General features: G+C 71.4%; 14 protein-coding genes and 1 pseudogene. 10 read left to right on the top strand and 5 right to left on the bottom strand.

The annotated features are described in order from the left end of the window. Positions 1 to 85 precede the first annotated feature (85 nt). Entirely contained in the window at positions 86 to 1042 is a 957-nt protein-coding gene (locus BJ982_RS15380) for a matrixin family metalloprotease (RefSeq protein WP_184880667.1), read from the top strand. A gap of 108 nt (positions 1043 to 1150) precedes the next feature. Here BJ982_RS15380 and BJ982_RS40415 read toward each other — a convergent pair whose 3' ends face one another. The 3 genes and pseudogenes from BJ982_RS40415 to BJ982_RS15365 form a co-directional block, all read right to left on the bottom strand. After that, a complete protein-coding gene (locus tag BJ982_RS40415) occupies positions 1151 to 1873 on the bottom strand; it encodes a tetratricopeptide repeat protein (RefSeq protein WP_203959150.1) in 723 nt (240 codons plus the stop codon). Between the two features lie 82 nt (positions 1874 to 1955). After that, the gene (locus tag BJ982_RS15370; protein ID WP_184880665.1) at positions 1956 to 3182 is read right to left on the bottom strand and encodes an RNA polymerase sigma factor; all 1227 of its coding nucleotides are present in this window, start codon (positions 3180 to 3182) and stop codon (positions 1956 to 1958) included. Further along, positions 3182 to 3597 (bottom strand): annotated as a pseudogene (locus BJ982_RS15365) (YciI family protein). The gene BJ982_RS15370 and the pseudogene BJ982_RS15365 overlap by 1 nt, the downstream one beginning before the upstream one ends. 269 nt (positions 3598 to 3866) lie before the next feature. On the opposite strand from BJ982_RS15365, the gene BJ982_RS15360 reads away from it, so the two are divergent. From BJ982_RS15360 to BJ982_RS15345, 4 genes are all read left to right on the top strand, one after another. Beyond that, complete coding sequence (locus BJ982_RS15360) at positions 3867 to 5807, top strand: MerR family transcriptional regulator (RefSeq protein WP_184880663.1); 1941 nt, start codon at positions 3867 to 3869, stop codon at positions 5805 to 5807. A 279-nt stretch (positions 5808 to 6086) separates the two neighbouring features. Beyond that, positions 6087 to 9545 (top strand): M28 family peptidase, encoded by a 3459-nt coding sequence (locus tag BJ982_RS15355; RefSeq protein WP_239123054.1) that lies wholly within the window; start codon positions 6087 to 6089, stop codon positions 9543 to 9545. Positions 9546 to 10060: 515 nt separating this feature from the next. Then, positions 10061 to 11524, top strand: a complete 1464-nt coding sequence (locus BJ982_RS15350) for a M4 family metallopeptidase (protein WP_239123053.1) — start codon at positions 10061 to 10063, stop codon at positions 11522 to 11524. A 152-nt stretch (positions 11525 to 11676) separates the two neighbouring features. Next, the gene (locus BJ982_RS15345) at positions 11677 to 12966 is read left to right on the top strand and encodes a helix-turn-helix domain-containing protein (RefSeq protein ID WP_184880661.1); all 1290 of its coding nucleotides are present in this window, start codon (positions 11677 to 11679) and stop codon (positions 12964 to 12966) included. 32 nt (positions 12967 to 12998) lie between these two features. Here the strand turns inward: BJ982_RS15345 and BJ982_RS15340 are convergent, their stop codons facing one another. Beyond that, positions 12999 to 13817, bottom strand: coding sequence for a sugar nucleotide-binding protein (locus tag BJ982_RS15340; RefSeq protein ID WP_184880659.1), 819 nt, complete (start codon positions 13815 to 13817; stop codon positions 12999 to 13001). 419 nt (positions 13818 to 14236) lie between these two features. Here BJ982_RS15340 and BJ982_RS15335 point away from each other — a divergent pair, with 419 nt between their 5' ends. Next, the gene (locus BJ982_RS15335; RefSeq protein WP_203959149.1) at positions 14237 to 14794 is read left to right on the top strand and encodes a hypothetical protein; all 558 of its coding nucleotides are present in this window, start codon (positions 14237 to 14239) and stop codon (positions 14792 to 14794) included. A 21-nt stretch (positions 14795 to 14815) separates the two neighbouring features. Here BJ982_RS15335 and BJ982_RS15330 read toward each other — a convergent pair whose 3' ends face one another. Beyond that, positions 14816 to 16699, bottom strand: coding sequence for a M4 family metallopeptidase (locus tag BJ982_RS15330; RefSeq protein ID WP_184880656.1), 1884 nt, complete (start codon positions 16697 to 16699; stop codon positions 14816 to 14818). A gap of 415 nt (positions 16700 to 17114) precedes the next feature. Here BJ982_RS15330 and BJ982_RS15325 point away from each other — a divergent pair, with 415 nt between their 5' ends. From BJ982_RS15325 to BJ982_RS15310, 4 genes are all read left to right on the top strand, one after another. Continuing rightward, a complete protein-coding gene (locus tag BJ982_RS15325; protein WP_184880654.1) occupies positions 17115 to 18428 on the top strand; it encodes an MFS transporter in 1314 nt (437 codons plus the stop codon). 123 nt (positions 18429 to 18551) lie between these two features. Beyond that, on the top strand, positions 18552 to 18893 hold the full coding sequence (locus tag BJ982_RS15320; protein WP_184880652.1) for an alcohol dehydrogenase catalytic domain-containing protein: 342 nt from the start codon (positions 18552 to 18554) through the stop codon (positions 18891 to 18893). Next, positions 18890 to 19093 (top strand): hypothetical protein, encoded by a 204-nt coding sequence (locus tag BJ982_RS15315; protein WP_184880650.1) that lies wholly within the window; start codon positions 18890 to 18892, stop codon positions 19091 to 19093. Before BJ982_RS15320 ends, BJ982_RS15315 begins: the two co-directional genes overlap by 4 nt. A 155-nt stretch (positions 19094 to 19248) precedes the next feature. Further along, positions 19249 to 20016 (top strand): permease-like cell division protein FtsX, encoded by a 768-nt coding sequence (locus BJ982_RS15310; RefSeq protein WP_184880648.1) that lies wholly within the window; start codon positions 19249 to 19251, stop codon positions 20014 to 20016. Positions 20017 to 20056 lie beyond the last annotated feature (40 nt).

Genomic DNA, 20056 nt, shown 5'->3' with positions numbered 1-20056 from the left:
AAAAAGCGCCGTACTCCTGCCATTCAATCCATACCGCGCCTTCAGGCATTGTCCACCTCGGTATCCGTGCGTTTAGCTGCCTCCCATGGCAGTCAAAACGTACAGCCGACGGAAATACTTCTTAGCCGTTCTGGTCGCCGTGTCCGCCCTCACCGGGGGCCTCGGCACCGCGGCGCCCGCGGCGGCCCAGCCGGGGGCGGTGATCACCACGCCCGGGGGCGGCGTGGAGCGCTCGCCCAAGGCCGGCAGCCCGCTGACGAACCTCGCCGAGTATCCCAAGCTGACCCCCGGCCAGCTCGCCGCCAGGGTCGCCGAGGACCGCGGGAAAGCGGCCCGCGGCCCGTCCGTGGAACAGGCCGTCACGGAGCTGACCAGCACGGAGACGCTCGACGACGGGCGGGTGGCCGTGAGTACCTACACGCTCGCGCCGGGGGCCGACCCCGCCAAGGTCGCCGACTCCCTGCGCAGGCAGGGAAAGAGCGACGTCCGACTCGTCCGGCACGGCCCGGCGCCGTCATCCGGCGTCGGGACCTTGGGCTCGAACGACTGCGCGTACGGAAGCGCGCGGACGGTCACCTGCCCGAACTCGTGGTGGTCCAACCAGACCCGGAGCAACCCCGTGGTCCTGTTCAACGACCACTCCAGTGCGGCCTGGCCCGTTACCAACGCCGTTTACAAGTGGAACCAGACCCCCAACATCGACAGCTGGTACACCTGGAACAACTGCAACCCCAGTAATGTCCATTGTGTCGACGTCCGATCGGCCGACTTCGGCGAGACCGGATGGGTCGGGCTGACCACGCACTATTACATCCCCCCGAATTACGGCAGAATCCTCGACGCGGTGGTCGACATGAACGACTGGTACGCGCCCACCACGTTCACCCGCAACGCCGCCGTCACGCATGAACTCGGCCACGTGCTCGGATTGGGCCACAACCAGTGGTCCGGTGATGTCATGTACGAATACGTCGCGACCAGAGAGGACATCGGCGGCGAGAACCCGGCACTTCTCGCCCAGGTCTACTCCATCGACCGCTGACCCTCACGACAGGACCCTGAGAACACGACGCCGCCGGCGGGGTGCGCCCACCCCGCCGGCGGCATCTTGCGCGTCCATGCCTCCGGCGTGAATCGAAGCTTCAGCGGCTCATGGCGCCCTTTGATCGCGGGTCTCGCTCTGATCAGCGTCCGGCGCCATGATCTGGGAACGCGCTTCCGTGATCTGACTCAGGATGCGTTGAGCCCCGCAGGCTTCGGCGGTGGCATACGCCTCATCGGCCAGTGCCAGCGCGTCGTCACGCCGGTCTTGTGCAGCAGCGATGTAGATTAGTCCGACCTGGTCTGCGGCAACACCGGCCAATAGCCCGATTTCTCCACGCAGTCGCGCCGCTTCCTCCAGACGCTCCCGGGCCGCGTCCAACCGACCTGCCGAGTGGTCCGCGATCCCCAGATGTCGAAGCGCCTCCGCCTGGGTGTACCGGTCTCCCGCCAGCGTGGCCAGGTCGTATGACTGCTCAAGAAGGGGTAGGGCACTGTCAAGATCATTCCGTACGACCTGGTGAAAACAGCCCAGCCAGAACACCGACTCAGCCTCACCCGTCGAATCACCGAGCATCCGATACAACCGCGTGGCCTGCTCGAACAGCCCCAGCTCCCGCGGATCCTCGTGCCGATCATGCAGAAACCGCGCGTGCAAGATCCGACCACGAGCCAACGCCAGATCGGCTTCGACCTTGTCCAACTCCCGCGCCGCCTCTGCCAGCCCATCGAGGTCGCCGACGAAAACAGCACGTTCATAGGACAGCTTCGCCTGCTCGAAACCTCTCTCCACGCCCATCCCGATTCCCCCGTTCTTGTCCGCCGAGCCCACCGATGCCCTTTGTACGGGGTCTACGGCACCGTACGCCAGTGATCTCACCGCGCCCGAGTCCCGGCCGGGCGAGTTGGAGAAGTCAGCTCAGCGTGGCCGCCTTGCGCAGGAGCACTGAGCGTTCGCGCCGGTTGGCGCACAGCCGGGCCGCCAGCTCCAGTTCGGCGCGGGCTTCCGGTCGTCGTCCGAGCCGGGCGAGCAGTTCACCGCGTACGGTCGGGACCAGATGCGAACCGGGGAGCCGGTTCGAGGCGATCAGCTCGTCCACGATGGCCAGGGCTTGCGCGGGGCCCGAGGCCATGGCGACGGCGACGGCCCGGTTGAGCTCGACCACCGGCGAGGGCGCGACCCGGCCGAGTGCCTCGTAGAGCACCACGATCCGGTCCCAGTCGGTCGCCTCGACCGAGGGCGCCGAGGCGTGGGTGGCGGCGATCGCGGCCTGCAGGCCGTAGGGGCCGAGGCCGCGGGTCGATGCCTTGGCCAGCGCGGCCAGCCCACGGCGGATCGCCGAGAAGTCCCACAGCCGCCGGTCCTGCTCGTCGAGTAGGACCGGCGAACCGTCCGGGCCGGTCCGGGCCGGGAAACGCGCGGCCGTCAGCTCGCACAACGCCAGCAGGCCGTGCACCTCCGGCTCGTCCGGCTGCAGCGCGGCCAGCGTGCGGGCCAGCCGGATCGCCTCGTACGCGACGTCGGGGCGCAGCAGCCGGTCGCCGGACGTGGCCGTCGACCCCTCGGTGAAGATCACGTAGAGGACGCTGAGCACGCCGCCCAGCCGCTCCCGCCGCTCGGCGGCCGGCGGCAGCTCGAACGGCACCCCGGCCGCCGCGATCGTCTTCTTGCCCCGGGTGATGCGGGCCTGCACGGTCGGCACGGGTACGAGGAACGCGCGGGCGATCTCCTCGCTGGACAGGCCGCCGACCACGCGCAGGGTCAGCGCCACCCGGGCCTCGGGGGAGAGCACGGGGTGGCAGCTGACGAACATCAGCGCCAGCACGTCGTCATCGATCTTGTCGGGATCGATTGCTTCGTCAACCGCCGAGTCGGCCGCCAGGTCGGCCGCCAGCAGGGCGTATCGGTCCTGGAGGGCGGTCCGGCGGCGGATCGCGTCGATCGCCCGCCGCCGGGCCGTCGCCATCAGCCAGCCGGCCGGATTCGCCGGAGAGGCGAGCGGCCACGACACCAGCGCCTCGGCCACCGCCTCCTGGGCCGCGTCCTCGGCCAGCCCGAAATCGCCGGTGAACCGGGTCAGCGCGGCGACGATCCGCGCCGACTCGATCCGCCAGACGGCCTCGACATCGGCCGTGACCATCACATCCGGCCGTTGCTCTCGCGCCCGGCCCAGTCCTTGGTGATCACCTCTCGACCTGCGGGACCTCGTCGCTCCCGGGCACCCGCCGGACCTCGACCTTCGCCCCGGGGGCCGCCGGGACCCGCTTGGCCCACTCGACCGCCTCCTGTTTCGAGGCGACGTCGAGCAGGAAGAAGCCCCCGAACAGTTCCTTGGTCTCGCCGTACGGCCCGTCCGTCACCACCGGGGCCTCGCCGCTGAAGTCGACCACGACGCCCTGGCCCGGATCGTCCAGCCCTTCCGCCGCGAGGAGAACGCCGGCCTTGACCATCTCCTCGATGAACTGGCGGGTCGTGGCCATCATCTCGTCGATGTCGGCCATCATGGCCGCGTTCGACTCGTCGGTGCCCCGCATGATCAGCAGGTACTTCGGCATCGCGTTCTCCTCGTCCGGCGGGACCGCCATTCGGCCCTCGCACCCACACGTCGAACGAGCGGCCCACGCATCGACACGGCCCCGGAGGAAGTCTCTCGCCGCGACGCAGGCGATCCCTCCGACCCGCGTTCCGCCCGTCAGAGCGGCCCTGAGCGATGGCCGACGCGGACGCCATGCTGGTCAAAAAGCGTATCGTCGCGACCAGCCGGCCATGTCGACACCTGGCACTATTCTCAACTCTTACGTTGACGTCAAACTTGGAGGGACGCATGCGCATCGGGGAGCTGTCCCGGCGGACCGGGGTCAGCGAGCGGGCGCTGCGGTACTACGAGGAGCAGGGCCTCCTCGAACCGGCCCGCCGCCCGAGCGGCTACCGCGAGTACGGCGAGCACGACGTGAGCAGGGTGCGGCGGATCAGGACGCTGCTGGCCGCCGGCGTCGGCACCCCGATGATCGCGCGGATCGTCCGGCTCCTGGATCAGCACGAACCACCGCCGAACCCCCGGGAACAGCGGGCGCCCGCCGTGCCGACCGTGCCCGCCGGCCCTACCACGCCGACGCCCTCGTTGCCGACCTCCGCGCCTGCCGTGGCGACCGTGCCTTCGCCCGCGCCGCCCGCGGAGCTGGTGTCCGCGCTGGAGGGTGAGCGGGACCGGATCGGCGCCGTGCTCGGCGATCTGGCCGCCGCGCACGCCCTGCTGGAGTCCCTGCTGGCCCCGCCCGCGCCGTCCCCCGCCCTCCCCATGGCATCCCCTGGCTCCCCGTCTCCCGTCCCGCCCGCGCCGTTCCCTCCCCCGCAGGCGCCGTCCGCCCAGGAAGGCGCCACGGGGACGGATCGGGCCGAGATCGGCGCCCGGATCCGCGAGCTGCGGACCGCCCGCGGTCTGACCCAGCGCGAGCTGGCCGGGGACCGTTACAGCCGGGCCCTGCTGGCCGCCGTCGAGGCCGGGACCAGGGCGGCGACGGCGGACCTGCTGGCCTACCTGGCGGAGCGCCTCGGGGTCGGGCCGGACGAGCTGCGGTTCGGCCGGCCGCCGGGGGCCGCCGAGGCGCTGCGGGCCGAGCTGGACGAGGCCCGGCGCCGTTCCTGGCTCGGCGACCACGCCGAGGCGGCGGCGATGGCGGCCGACGCCGAGGCGAGGGCCGCCCGCTACCGGCTGCCGGATCTGGTGTGTTACGCGCGGTTCTGCCAGGGGGAGGCGTTGCTGCGCGCGAGCGACGTCTCCGGCGCGCTGGCGATACTGCGCCGGGCCGCCGGGCGGGACGAGGGCGGCGTGCTCGACCACGGCGGGCTGCTGAACGACAACGGAGTGCTGGGCGATGGCGGCGTTCTGGGCGACGGCGGGGTGGTGGACGGCGACGGCGGGGTTCTGGGGGCGCGTGTGCGGGCGCGTATCGCGACGTGTCTGTTCGTGTCCGGCAGGCTCGGCGCCGCCGTGGCCGAGCTGGAGCCCGCGCTCGGCGCGCTGCGCGCCACCGGCCGCTCCTACCCGGACGCCGAGTTGTGGCTCCTCACCGCGTTGATCCACCCGTCGATGGAGTTGGGCGAGCTGGAACGCGCCTGGCGGCTGGTGAACGAGGGGGCCGCGCTGGTTCCGCGCGCGACCGACAGGGAGGCCGTGGCCAACTTCGCCATGCAGGCGGCCCAGGTGTGGGAGGTGCGGGGCGAGGCGCGGGAGGCCGAGCGCGCGCTGACCGAGGCGCTGGAGGTCTTCGCCGACCTCGGTATGCGCTTCGAGATCGCGCAGTGCCACTGGGCGCGCGGGTACGTCCTCATGCCGCAGGGCCGCGTGGACGAGGCGTGCGAGGAGCTCGTCCGGGCCCGCGAGATCTTCGGCGAGATGGGCGCGGCGCACGGCTACGCGGGCGCGACGAGCCTGCTGGCGAAGGCCCTGGTCCTGCGGGGGCGTGCCGAGGATGCGGCCGCGATGTGCCGGGAGGCCGCCGCGCTGGCCGAGGAGGTCGGCTACGAGGAGGGCGTCGCGATGGCCCACCGCGTGCTCGCGCAGATCACGGCGGAGGACGGCGACGCGCGCGCGGCGGAGAGGTTGCTCGCCGACGCGGTCGCGCGGTGCGGCAGGACCGGGCTGAACCGGGAGTTGGTCGTCTCCTGCCGCGTGTTCGGCGAGCTGCTCGCCGGACAGGGCCGCTTGGAGGAGGCAGTGGCCGTGCTCCGCCGTGGCATCGCGGGCATCACCGGCTCGGGGTGAAATCTCAGGCCGAAAAGCTGAAATTTCGAGTGTTGACCAGATCTCGGCCATGGCCTTAACGTCCGTGCTACAGGCGATGCAACTTCAGTAAAGCCGTACGAAACATCGGGGCGAACTACCCCTCGCGTGGAAGACGGACCCCCACTCCGGCTCCGCGCGACGGGCCCACACCTTCCCAACCCCCCATGCACCGCCCGTCCTCACACACCGGTCTCCGGCCCGCGTCGCCTGCCGCCCGAGATCACCAGGTACGGGACGGGCACGGCAGGAAGGAACAGCGTGAAACCCCCCAACAACTCCAGAGCCATGCTCGCGGCCGGCGTCGCCGCCGCCGTCGTGGCCGGAGCGCTCACCGTCCCGGCCCTGGCCTCGGCCGCCCCGCCGGCGAACCCCTCCCCCAAGATCACCGACCCCAAGGCGCTGGCCGTCGCGTCCGCCGACCGGGCCGCCGCCAGCGGCCTTGACGAGCTGAAGAAGGGCCCCGAGGAGTCCTACGTGCGCGCCGGCGTCGCCTCCGGCCCCGGCGGCATGCAGTACGTCTCCTACGAGCGCACCTTCAAGGGCCTGCCGCTGGTCGGCGGCGACGCGGTCGTCGTCACCGACGCGGCCGGACGCATCCGCGACACCACGGGCGCCAACGGCCCCACCCCGCGCGACCTGCCGATCGTCCCGCAGGTCTCCCCCGAGAAGGCCGCCGCCGTCGCCAGGGCGCGGCTGACGCGCGTCGCCGAGACGGGGACGCCGCGCCTGGTCGTGCTGGCGTGGGGCGGGAAGTTCCGCCTGACCTGGGAGGTCGCGGTCAGCGGCGTCGCCAAGGGCAGGCCGTCCTCCCAGCAGGTGTACGTCGACGCCCGCACCGGCAAGTACGCCGACTCCTCCGAATCGGTGTGGGCGGGGACCGGGAACGGCAACCACAACGGCCAGGTCACCATCGACACCGGCCGTTCCGGCACCTCGTACACGCTGACCGACCCCAACCGTCCCGGCCTGTCCTGCGGCGGCCAGAGCGGCGGTGCGTACACCAAGAGCAGCGACACCTGGGGCAACGGCTCGGGCACCGACCTGGAGACCGCGTGCGTGGACGTCATGTACGCCGCGCAGCGCGAGTGGGACATGCTCAAGGACTGGCTGAACCGCAACGGCGTCAACGGCTCGGGCAGGACCTACCCCGCGAGGGTCGGCCTGCAGGAGGTCAACGCCTTCTTCTACGGGAGCTACACCAGCTTCGGCCGCAACCAGGCCGGCAACAAACAGCTCACCTCGATCGACGTGGTCGCCCACGAGTACGGCCATGGCGTCTTCCAGGACACTCCCGGCGGCGCGGGCTCGCAGAACGACAACGAGCGCGGCGGCCTCAACGAGTCCACCGGCGACATCTTCGGCGCGCTGACCGAGGCGTACGCGAACAACGCCAAGGACACTCCCGACTACACCGTCGGCGAGATGGTGAACCTGTCCGGCAACGGCCCGATCCGCAACATGTACAACCCGTCGCTGGTGAACCGGGACCCCAACTGCTATTCCTCCTCGATCCCCAACACCGAGGTGCACGCGGCGGCGGGCCCGCAGAACCACTGGTTCTACCTGCTGGCCGAGGGAAGCGCCCCCGGCGGCGGCAAGCCGAGCAGCCCGGTGTGCTCGGGCGGCGCGGTGACCGGCATCGGCGTCCAGAAGGCCGGAAAGATCTTCATGGGCGCGCTGATGCGCAAGGGCTCGACCTGGCGGCACGCCACCGTCCGGTCCGCCTCGATCGCCGCGGCGGTCGAGTTGTACGGCAACGGCACCGAGTGCGTCACGGTCAAGGCCGCCTGGAGCGCGGTCAGCGTGCCGGCGGGCGCGGGCGAGCCGTCCTGCCAGGCAGGCCCCGCCGACCAGGACTTCTCCCTGACGCTGAACCCGCCGTCCGGCAGCGTCCAGCCGGGACGGCAGGCCACCACCACCGTCGCCACCCAGACCACCGTGGGCACCGCGCAGACGGTCTCCCTGACGGCCTCGGGGTTGCCGTCAGGCGCCACCGCGAGCTTCAGCCCCGCCTCGGTCACCTCGGGCGGCTCCTCGACGCTGACCATCTCGACCTCGTCGAACACGCCCATCGGCTCCTACACGGTGACCGTCACCGGCAGGGGCAACGGCACCGGCAGCCCGTCCCACACCGCGTCCTACGCGCTGACGGTCGCCAACGGCCCCGGCCCGGGCACCCCCCCGCCGGACATCAGCCTGGACAACGTCAAGCGTCACCTGCAGCAGTTCCAGACGATCGCGTCCGTCAATGGCGGCAACCGCCGCTCCACCAGCGCCGGCTACTCGCAGTCGGTGCTCTACGTCGAGCATCTGCTGAGTGAGGCCGGCTACACCGTCACCCGCAACAACTGCACCGGATGCACCGCCGGCGCCGGTCCGAACCTGATCGCCGACTGGCCCGGCGGCGACGCCAACCAGGTCGTCATGTCCGGCGCGCACCTCGACAGCGTCCAGGCCGGGCCCGGCGTCAACGACAACGCCTCCGGCTCGGCCGCCCTGCTGGAGGTCGCGCTGACCCTGGCCGCCAAGAACCCGGCCATGCTCAAGCACGTGCGCTTCGGCTGGTGGACCGACGAGGAGCAGGGCCTCAACGGCTCGAAGTCCTACGTCAACGCGCTCAGCTCCACCGAGCGGAGCAAGATCAAGGTGTACTTCAACTACGACATGGTCGGGTCGCCGAACGGCGGCTACTTCATCAACAACATCAACACCGCCGCCGCGACGGAGCTGAAGGCGTTCTACACCGCACTCAACCTGCAACCGGAGGAGAACACCGAGGGCGCCGACCGCTCCGACGACGCCTCGTTCCGCAACGCGGGCATCGCCACCTCGGGCGTCGCGGCGGGCGCGAGCGCCACCAAGACCTCCGCGCAGGCCACCAAGTGGGGCGGCACGGCCAACCGGGCGTTCGACTCCTGCTACCACCAGGCCTGCGACACCACCACCAACATCAACGACACCGTGCTCGACCGGGCCTCCGACGCCGCCGCCTACGCGATCTGGAAGCAGGCCGTCGGCGACGACCCGGGCCCCTCCCCGTCCCCGAGCCCGACCGGTGACCGGGACTTCGCGGTGTCGGTGAACCCGTCCTCGGGCACCGTGCGGGCGGGGCAGCAGGCCACCGCGACGGTCTCCACCACGACCACCGCGGGCGACGCCCAGACGGTGAACCTGTCGGCGAGCGTGAGCCCGTCCGGCCCGTCGGTCGGCGTCAGCCCGTCCCAGGTCGGTTCGGGCGGTTCGGCCACGCTGACCGTGTCCACCTCCTCCACCACCCCGGCCGGAAGCTACATCGTGACCGTCACCGGCGCGGGCGAGACCGGCACCCGGACGGCGACGTTCGGCCTCACGGTCAGCGGCGTGGGCGGGGACCGCGTCTTCACCAACGACGCCGACTTCGCGATCACCGACAACGGGTACGCGTTCAGCCCGGTCGAGTCGACGGCGACCGGGCAGGCCGCCTCCCCGGTGAAGGTGACGGCCACCGTGAACCACCCGTGCTCGGAGAGCCTGAGCGTGTGGCTGCTGCCTCCGGGCGGCTCGGAGTTCATCCCGGTCAAGGACATGGAGTTCGGTAGCTGCACCCCGTGGTCCGGGCCGCGCTCCTTCGACGTCCCGGCGGACTTCCCGGCGAGCGGCTCCTGGTACCTGCTGGTCATGGACAACCTCCAGGACGGCAACACCGGCACCCTCGACACCTGGAGCATCGCACTCTGACCCACGCCTCCGGGCGGCGCCGCCTCTGGACTCCGGGGTGGCGCCGGCCGGTCGCGTGGCCAGGTTCCCCGTCGCCGCCGATGCGCGGGCGACGGGGCGGGCCGGTCCGGCCGATCTCGCCGAGGCTCCGAGCCCTCGCCCCCCTGAGCGGGGCGCGGGGCCTCGGCCTGCGTGGGGATGCGGTCGGCCGGGTCGGCCTTTTACGGGCCCGCCGGAGAATGTCGCCGTAGACACCGGCAACGCCCAGGTCAATAGCATGAAATTTCGCGTCTTGACGGATTTATCGGACGCATTTAGCTTCCGTCCTGCGGGCGATGCAACTTGAGTGAAGCACCAAGAGACATCGGAGCGACGCCCCACGCCGCGGTCGAGCATGACCGGGCTCCCGTTCCGCGTGATGGGCCCGCATCTCCCCAGCCCTTTGATCCGGTGCCCGCCTCCGAGCGCAGTCTCGGGCGCGCGTCGCTTCGTGCCCGAGATCCCGGGCCAGGAGGGGCACCGCAGGAAGGAAGCGCGTGACACCCCCCACCAAGACCAAGGTCTTACCCGCGCTGGCCGTGAGCGCCGCCGTGGTCGCCGCCACACTGACGGTGCCGGCGTCCGCCGCGTCCGCCGCGTCCAGCGTCCGACCGGCCGCGCCCGCCGCGCAGAGCGCCGCCATCCCCCCGGCCAACGGCCACGGCTACTACAACGGCCACGTCACCATCGACACCAGCCGCCAGGGCAAGCTCTACGTCATGAAGGACCCGAACCGCCCCGGCCTCGCATGCGGCGGGCCGGACGGCAGGCCCTTCACCAAGAGCATCAACGACTGGGGCAACGGCTCGGCCGGCAATCTGGAGACCGCCTGCGTCGACGTGCTGTACGCGGCGCAGAAGGAATGGGACATGCTGCGCTACTGGCTGGGCCGCAGCGGCATCAACGGCCAGGGCACCGGCTACCCGGCGCGCGTCGGCGTGACGGACGGCCCCCCGTCCTGGACCGGCTCCTACCTGGCCGTCGGCCCCAAACAGCCCGGGCGCCCCCACTACGGCACGCTCGACATGGTGGCCCACGAGTACGGCCACGCGATCTTCGACACCACCCCGGGCGGCACGGGCTCCGGAATCGAGACCGGCGGCCTCGCCGAGTCCGCCGGCGACATCTTCGGCGCGCTGACCGAGGCCTTCGCCAACAACCCGAACGACCCGCCGGACTACACCGTCGGCGAGGAACTGAACCTCAACGGCAACGGCCCGCTGCGGTACATGTACAACCCCTCGCTGAACGGCGACCCCAACTGCTTCTCGGCCTCCGTCCCGCGCAGCGAGGTGCACCAGGCGGCCGGTCCGCAGAACCACTGGTTCTACCTGCTCGCCGAGGGCACCAACCCCGGCGGCGGCAAGCCGAACAGCCCGGTCTGCACCGGCCCGTCCTCGCTGACCGGCATCGGCATCCAGAAGGCCGGCAAGATCTTCATGGGCACGCTGCTGCGCAAGACGTCCGGGTGGAAGTACACCGGCGCCCGGGCCGCCTCCGTCTCCGCGGCCATCGCGCTGTACGGCCGCGGCACCGAGTGCGAGGCCGTGAAGGCCGCGTGGACCGCCGTCAACGTCCCCGCGGGCGTCAACGAGCCGGTCTGCGGGATCGTCATCGACCCGCCGGACTTCTCGCTCGCGCTCAACCCGAGCTCCGGCAACGCGCTGCCGGGGCAGACGGTGTCCTCCACCGTGTACACCAGTGCCACCACGGGAACCCCGCAGACCGTCACCCTGACGGCCTCGGGCCTGCCGCCGGGGACCACCGCGAGCTTCAGCCCCTCCGCGGTCACCTCCGGCGGGCAGTCGACGCTGGTCCTCACGCCCACGATCGCCACCCCGGCGGGGACCTACACGGTGACCGTCACCGGCACGGGCAACGCCACCGGCGACCCCACCCACTCGGCCACCTACACCCTCACCGTCCAGAGCCTCCCGACCCCCACCCCCTCCTCCCGTTGACCCTGCCCCTTCCTCTCTGACCTGACGGGTCCGTACTGAAGCGCCGCCTCCGGGATCACGCACGCGGAATCCCGGAGGCGGCGGGATCTGTCACCATGACACGACGGCCGACCATCGCCGGCGGCACATGGCGGGTGAAGGGAGGCGGCCGGATGGACGACGCGCACGAGGACGTCGGCAGGCGCGTCCACCGTCTGCGGACCGCCCGCGGCCTCACCCAGCGCGACCTGGCCGAGCCGAACTACACCGCCGGATACGTCTCGTCCGTCGAGAGCGGCCGCCGTACGCCGTCGGGCGACGCGTTGCGGCACTTCGCGGCACGGCTCGGGGTCAGCGAGGACGAACTGGCCCTCGGCCGGCCGGTGGACCCGGCCATCGAGCTGGAGTTCGCCCTGGTCGAAGCCATGGCGACCGGCACCGGTTTCGCCACGGTCGCCCAGAACGCCGCCGCCGTCGGCGACCCCCGCCGCCAAGCCTGGGCCCTCCTCGCCTCCCTGAACCTCAGAACCGATTCCCCCGCCGGGCGCCTCACTGACCAGGCGGACCGGCTTCGGCGTCTGGACACCGCGGCGCGCCTTCTCGCCGGGGAGCCGCTCCCCGATCGCATTCCGCTCGTCCTGGCCCGGGCGGACCAGGCCACCACCGAGTACGCCATCCACCTGCTGGAGAAGGCCCGCGAGGAACTGAGCGCGGGCGGCCACCTCGACCCCGACGCGCGCTACGCCGTGCACAGCAGCCTGGCCGCCCGATACCTCCAGGCCGGGGCGGACGACCGTGCCGCCGAGGCCGCCGGCGAGGCCCTCGCGCTGGCCGGTCCCGGCGACCCCGTCGCCGTCGGCGCGGGCCACCTCGCCGCCGCGCGGGCCCTGCTGGCCGCCCGCCGCGTCACGGACGCCGCCGTCGCGCTCGGCCAGGCACGGTCGGCGTACCGGCGGGCGGCGCTGCTCCCGGCGCTGGCGGCCTGCTTCCGCGCCCGGGGGCGCCGTCTCAGGACCACCGGCGACCTCTCGTCCGCCGCCGCCGACCTCACCCGCGCCCGCCAGGTGTACGGCGACGCCGAGGAAGCGCTGGACGTGTGCGTGGACCTGGCCGAGGTCCACCGCCGCCAGGGTCACCACGCCGCCGCGCGCGCCCTGCTCCTGGAGTCCCTCACCGACCACCCCCATCCCCTGGCCGATCCGGCCGGTGCGCCGCCGCTGTACGTCGTGCGCGCGTACCGGGAGCTGGGACTGGTGGCGCTCGACCAAGGAGACGAGGTCGAGGCCGAGACCCGGCTCCGGGACGCCGTGACCCTGGCCGCGCGCCGCAACGCCCGCCACGAGCTCGCCAGGGCCGTCGGCGCCCTCGGCGACCTCCTCACCGCCCGAAACCGCCTGTCCGACGCCGCCGAAGCCCTCAAATCCGGCCTCCTCCACCTGGAACGCATCCTCCACGCGGAGTGACCCCTCCTTGAGCGGGGGCTTGCCGGTGAAGCTCACGCCAGGAACTGCCGCGCGCCGCGCAGTCTGGTCCTGAGCCGCCGTTGGGTCACCGCGCACTCCAAACGGACGTCCAACGGGCGGGGCGTGCCGGTGTCCGCTCGCCGGCCTGAAGGCAAACGGTCCGGGTCGAGGCCATCACGTCGGGCGATGAGCGATCCCAGCTCGTATCGGGTCACCGCGTCGCTTCCGGCGACATGGTGGACGCCGTGATAGTCGGATGCGGCGAGTTCGATGAGCGCCGCGGCGAGATCGGCGACATGGACCGGGCATCGCACCTCATCCGTGAACAGCATTCCACTCGCCCTGCCGGTCGCCAGTGAACGCACGAACGCCTCGTGCGAAGAATCGCCGTCGCCGACGATCAGCGATGTCCGGGCGATGACCGCGGTCGGCGCGATCGCGGTGATGGCTGTCTCGGCGGCGGCTTTGGCCGCACCATACGGGGTGATCGGGTCAGGGTCGCACGTCTCGTCGTAGTGAATGGCGGCTCCGGAAAAGACCGCGTCGCTGGACACGTGAACCAGACGCGCGTCCGCCGCGGCGGCGGCGAGGGCCACGTTCACGGCGCCGTTCGCGGTCGTCGCCCAATCCGCCTGCCGGTATGCGGCGTTGATGACCACTTCTGGGCGAAATGCGCCGACCAACGCGCCGACGTCTTCTCGTCCGCGCACATCGAGCCGCAGCCACTCGACCCCCGGCGCCCCTCCCGACCCGGTCAGGTACGTCGCGGCCACCTCATGTCCGGCTGCCGACAACCGCCGGGTCAATTCGCTGCCGAGAAAACCGCTACCACCGACGACAAGGAATCTCATGGCCGGTCACCATATGCGATCAGGCGTATCGCGACGGCCACGGATTCACGTCCTCGGACATGACATTCATACGCCGTTCGCCGATGCCTCGTATCGAAAAGCGGAACGATTTGGGCCTGGCGAGACCTACGTCCGCCCCCTACGCTTTTGCATGATCAATTGCCAACTGTCAAAGGAGTTCCCATGCGTCGTCGTATCGCCACAGCCCTCCTGGCCGCCCTCATCTCCGTCGGCGCCGCCACCGTCATCGCCGGCGTGACCGCCGCCCCCGCCGCCGCGGACCAGGCCCACTGCTGCTGAAGCGGGCAGCACGACCCCGGCGATGAAGGACGGATCCGGATCGCTCATGTGATCACCGTAACCCGTTGAGCGGGATGGTCACGAAAGAGGCGCTACCAGGTCACATTAGGGTTACGTGGGTGAGCAGCCTCAGGAGCCCTCGTGGTCGCACCTGGCGGGAGCGGGTCGTCCACTACCGCGCGAGCAAGGCACTGACGCGAGAGCAGGCCGCCGCGCGGATCTCCGCCTACGTGTACGGCAACATCATCATCTTCGCCGCGATCGTGCCGATGACGCGGGACGACGTGACGCACGGGCACGCGTTACAGCTGGTGTCCGGCGTGGCGTTCTCGACGTTCCTCGCGCACGTGTTCGCCGAGCTGATCGGCCACAACGCCCGCACCGACGACCGGCCGACCCGTGCCGTGATACGGCACGAGCTGCGCGACGCGGGGCCGATCGCGACGACGGCCTTCGTCCCGTGCCTGCTCATGGCCGCGGCCTGGGCCGGCTGGCTGCCCGGGATGACGGCCATCGTCGCCTCCGACGCCTACCTGCTCCTGCGCCTGGCGTTGATCGGGCTCATCGTGGAGCGGTTACGGTCGAGCCGGGCGTCGGCGCGCACGCTGCTCGCCGGGGTGGCGCTCGCCGTGGCGGCCGCCGCGATCGCGCTGCTCAAGGTCACGCTGGGCCACTGAGGCCCGCCCGGCGCCCCTCGGTCAGACGACGACGCGCAACGTGTAGACCGCCGTGTGGGCGGCGGTGGAGCCCGTCCCCCTGATCACTACGCTGTAGGTGCCCTGGGGCGTGCTCGCCGAGGTGGCGATGGTCAGGGACGAGGACCCTCCCGAGGTGACGGACGCGGGGGTGAACGTCGCGGTCGCGCCGCTCGGCAGGCCGGAGGCGGCCAGGCCGACCGTCTGCGGGGCGCCCGCGGTCGTCTGCGTGGTGACCGTGGCGGAGACCGAGCCGCCCGGCTGGACGTCCCCGGAGTTCGGGGTAGGCGACAGCGAGAAGTCGGGCGTCACGAAGGTGCACCGGGGCTCGCTCAGCTGGGCCGGCACGCCGACGGCGGTCCACGCGTCCCGGGTGGAGGCGCACTCTCGGCTGCCGGCGCCGTACAGCGCGACGGCCGAGAGCAAGGTCATGACCCGGGCGTTCGCGTAGGTCCAGAAGGAGGTCCTCCGCAGCAGCCCGCCCATGAAGATCTTGCCGGCCTTCTGGATGCCGACGCCCGTGACCGAGAAGGGGCCGCCGGAGCAGATCGGGCTGGACGGCTTGCCGCCGCCGGGGGTGGAGCCCTCGGCCAGCAGGTAGAACCAGTGGTTCAGCGGCCCGGCCAACTCGTAGATGTCATTGGAGTTCTGCGTGTAGCAGTTCAGATCCCCCATCAGCGAGGGGTTGTACATGTAACGGACCGGCCCCTGTCCGACGAGGTTGACCTTCTCGCCGACCTGGTAGTCCGGCGGGTCCATGGGGTTGTTGGCGTAGTGCTCGGTGAGAGCGCCGAAGATGTCACCGGCCCCCTCGTCGAGCGCCTCCGCCTCCGGATACGGGTAGGGAGTGTAGTAGCCGGTGATGACGTGGCTGTACTCGTGCGCCACGAAGTCCATCGAGGTCATCTGACGCTGGTTGTCCGAGCTGTGGCCGAAGTTGACGTAGCTGCCGTTCCAGTACGCGTTCACGTCGTTCAGCCCGACGCGTGCGGGGTGGCCGCCGCCGGAGCCGTTGATGCCGTTGAAGCCCAGCCAGTTACGCAGCATGTCCCACATGCGCTGCGCCCCGTACAGGACGTCCACGCAGGCCGTCTCCAGGTTGGTGCCGAGACCGTTGCCCCAGATGTCGTCGTAGCCGGTGTAGGTCGCGCCGCTCTGGCCGCCGCATCTGATGCCGGGACGGGTGGGGTCGGTCATCGAGTACGAGCCGCCGGTGCCGGCCGTCTGGATGGTGACCTGGCCGTTGTAGTAGCCGGTGCCGGTGCCGGCGCGCACGTCGTCGTAGGATCCGGCGATCTCGCGGGTGCGCGCGTCCACGTACACGTGCCGGATGCTCGGCCTGCCGCCGGCGACGCCCGCCACCGTGGCCTCCCAGGCGAGCCGGGCCTTGGGGCCGTAGGCCAGCACGACCAGGTGCGGGGCCGCGGTGTCGTCCACGCGGTCCAGGCGTGTCCTGGCGGCGGCCAGGGCGTCCGCGGCGGGCACCGCGGCCGTGGTGGGCACGCCGGTGGTGGGGCCGGAGGCCGAGATGGTCTCGCGGACGCGCCCGGCCGAGTCGACGACCACGACCGCGTCGCCGCCGATCACGGGCAGGCCCTTGTAGGTGCGCTCGTAGGCGGCGAAGTAGAGGCCGCCCGCGCCGGGGATGATCCTGGTGCGATGCCATGCCTCGTCGACGCCCTTGCGCAGGTCGTCCAGCCCGCCGGCGACGGCCTGGTCCGCCGCCCGCGTGGCCAGGTGGAGCGGGTCGGAGGACAGGGGCCGGGCGGTCACGCCGGGCGGGGGCTTCGCCGCCGAGGACGCCTCTGACGCCGCGAACGTCGCCGGTGTCGCCGACGTCACGACGGCCAGGCCGGCGGCTGCCGCGATCAAGGCTCTACGCCTCATGCGCGCATCCTTTCTGTGCCGTCCGCCGCCGGGTCCGTCGCCGAGTCCATCGCCGGGGTACGCGGACGGCGGGGCCACGCCGCCGGACGTCGCGGGCCCGCGGCGTGAAGGGGTTGGGGGGTGACCGGGTTCCTTCGGATCGGGCGGCCTGGTGAACCGCCCTTTTCCGTGACGCTAGGTGCCGGGTCGCGTTCTGCCTATCCGTAGTGCCATCCGTACCTGTACGGGAAAGTGCACCGAAGGCGAAGGCAGGGTCGACGGGTGATCGACATGAGTGGACTCCGTGACTCGGGATGGATCTCGTGGCGGTTGCCGACGGACATACCTACGCCTAAGTTGCGATAGTGGCCGATCTTGAGCTGCCAGGTGCCGGTGTCCCGCCGAAGCGACGGTCCGGACGGTGGTGGGGCGGCGCATGAGCGTCGGACGCTCGGCGGCCGACGCGGCCGGATACCGGTGGATCGTCCTCGGCATCGCCACGTTCGCCCAGGCGGCCTCCGGGTTCTTCGTGCAGGGCATCGGGGCGATCGGCATCTTCCTGCAACGGGACCTGGGGCTCAGCACGGCGCAGCTCGGTCTTCTGCTGTCCGCCGCGCAGTTCGTTCCGTTGGTCGGGTTGCTGGTGGCCGGGGTACTGCTCGACCGGTACAACGAGCGCTGGGTCGTCGGGGTCGGGGCCTGCGTGGTGGCGGCGGGGCTGACCTTGGGAAGCACGGCGCCGGGGTACGCGTCCCTGCTGGTCGTGCTGCTGGTGGTGGGGGCCGGGTACAGCAGCGCGCAGCCCGGCGGGAGCAAGTCGGTGGCGTCGTGGTTCGACGCGTCCCGGCGAGGCTTCGCGATGGGCATCCGCCAGGCGGGCCTCCCCCTGGGCGGCGCGCTCGCGGCGGCCGTCCTGCCGTTGCTCGCCCAGACGTACGGCTGGCGCGCGACACTCCTGGCCGGCGGCCTCGTCGCCCTGCTCGGCGCCGTCGTCTTCATGACCTTCTACCGCACCCCGCCCGCCAACGCCCCTGGCCCCGCGAGCGAACCGACCCGCACGTCACCCACCCCCGCCGCCGACCATGGCGCGGCGAGAGGGGCGTCGTCCAGGCGAGCGCGGCGCGACGCTGGGGTGGCGGACTCGGTCAGGTCGCAGGTCGGCGGGCGGCTGCGGATGCTGCGGGAACCGGCCATGAGGAAGATCATGCTGTCGGGAACGAGTCTGATCTCGGTGCAGAGCGGTGTGCTCGTGCTGACCGTGTTGCACCTGCACGACGCCACCAAGCTTTCGGCCGGCTCGGCGGCCCTTGTGCTGTTGGCGGCCCAGGGGGCGGGGGTCGCCGGCCGCATCTGCCTGGCGGCCTGGAGCGACCGTGGCAGGTCCGGGCGGTACGCCATCGTCATGACCTGCATGGTCGCCGTGATCGCCGGGATGGCAGCCCTGATGACACCCGCAGGACAGACGCCCGCCGCGGCCATCCCTCTCTTCATATGGCTCGGCTTCTTCGGGTACGGCTGGTACGGCCCATGGGTGGCCTACGTGGCCGAATCGGCTCCACCGGACAAGACCGGATTCGCCCTCGGGCTGGCCATGGCCGTCAACCAAATCGCCGTGATCCTGGCCCCTCCCGCTCTCGGCCTCCTCAAGGACCTGACGCACAGCTTCACCCCGGCCTGGGGCCTCCTCTCCGTGATGACCGCCATGGCCCTGACGGTTACGGCCCGGGGACGACGCCACGGGTCGGCCTGACTCGCCCGTACCACCGCCGCTTCCACAGGTCCCGGCGTACGGCGGCGGACCAGGAGTCCGGCGCGTCGGCCGCGATCCGTACCGTGGAGGCGTCGGAGTGCCGTCAAGGGAGGGCGGGTCGTCATGCGTGCCGCTTACGTCGAACGGCTCGGGCCCGTGGACGCGATCCGGTACGGCGAGCTGCCCGACCCGGTGCCCGGCCCCGGAGAGGTGCTGGTGCGCGGCATCGCGACGGCCGTCAACCGGGTGGACACGTTCGTGCGGTCCGGGCTCTACCCCACACCCGTGCCCCTTCCGCTGGTGCTGGGGCGTGACCTCGTCGGCGAGGTGGTGGAGCCCGGGACGTCGGGGCCGGCGGCCGGGTCGCCGGTCTGGTCGAACAGCCTGGGGCACGGCGGGCGGCAGGGGGCGGCGTCGCGGCTCGCGTGCGTCCCGTTCACGATCGGTCCGTCGTGGGTTTCGTGATCAGTCTGGCGACCGTCGGGGAGCTGGGCGAGGCCGCCGGCTGGATCAACCGCCGCCTGTCCGGCGGAGGTCTGCGCCTGAGCACACACCTGCTCCCGCTGTCGGAGGCCCGCGAGGCACACCGGGCGACCGAAGCGGCGGTGCGTGGTGAAGGTGGCGGCCCGCATGGTCGTCTCGTCCTCCGCATCCCGGCCGCCTGAGGACGTGTGACGAGCATCCCGCAGACCGTCGAAGTGCGGTGTGCCGAACGAGTTGACCATGGGACGTGACCCCCGACACAGTCGTGCGTATGGGTCCGGAAGAGGTTCTGGAGAGCCCCGGTAGGCGTTGGAGCCCGGTGGTGCCGATCGTTGTCGTGCTGCTGCTCGTCGGGCTCGGCGCGGGGGTGTGGTTCGTACGGCGTCCACCGGCCGGGCCGCTGCCGCCCCCTGACGACCCGTGGCCGGCGTCGGGAACGGCGACGGTATACCTGTGCAAGGAGAACAGCGCGCTGAACAGCTGCGGCGAGGATGAGGCCACATCCGCGCAGCGGCTGACGATCGAGCGCACCCTGCGGGGCCTGCCCGAGGTGTCCGCCGTACGGCTCAAGTCGCGCGCGGAGGCGCTCGAAGACTTCAATGCCTCGGGTATGAGTGACCGACTTCCCTGGGAGGTGCGCGAAACGGATATGCCTGAATCCTTCGCGGTGAATCTGACCGCGACGGGCGACTTCTCGCGGAAGGTCGAGAACATGCCTGGGGTCTCGAACATCTACGTGAAAGGGACGAGCTTCTGGGCCGGCAAGACCAACGTGGCCGTCTGGCTCTGCCCGGAGAAGCCAGTGGTCAAGGAGTCACGGTGCGTCGGGCGCGGCGCGGCGAGCGCGTCCGAGCGGACCGCCGTCTACCGAACCCTCAGCGCCCTGGACGGCGTAGGCCCGATCTACCTGGAAGATCGTGGGCACGCCGCGAAGAACGTCATGTGGGTGATAGAGACCCACCCGCCGGGCACCACGAAACCCCTCCCCTACATCCCCGAGACGTTCCACCTGGTCCTCGACGCTCCCGACGCGGTCGCCCGCGTGGAGCGGGCGGTAGGCAGTCTCCCCGGCGTCTACGACGTCGGAGAAGAGACTTCCCACTAGGAGTAGCGGACGAGGAGTTCGGCGCCTACGCGCGCGGGTT

The sequence above is a fragment of the Sphaerisporangium siamense genome, assembly GCF_014205275.1.
In the GTDB taxonomy this organism is placed as follows: Bacteria; Actinomycetota; Actinomycetes; order Streptosporangiales; family Streptosporangiaceae; genus Sphaerisporangium; species Sphaerisporangium siamense.
This window is presented reverse-complemented; position numbering and strand designations above follow the sequence as displayed.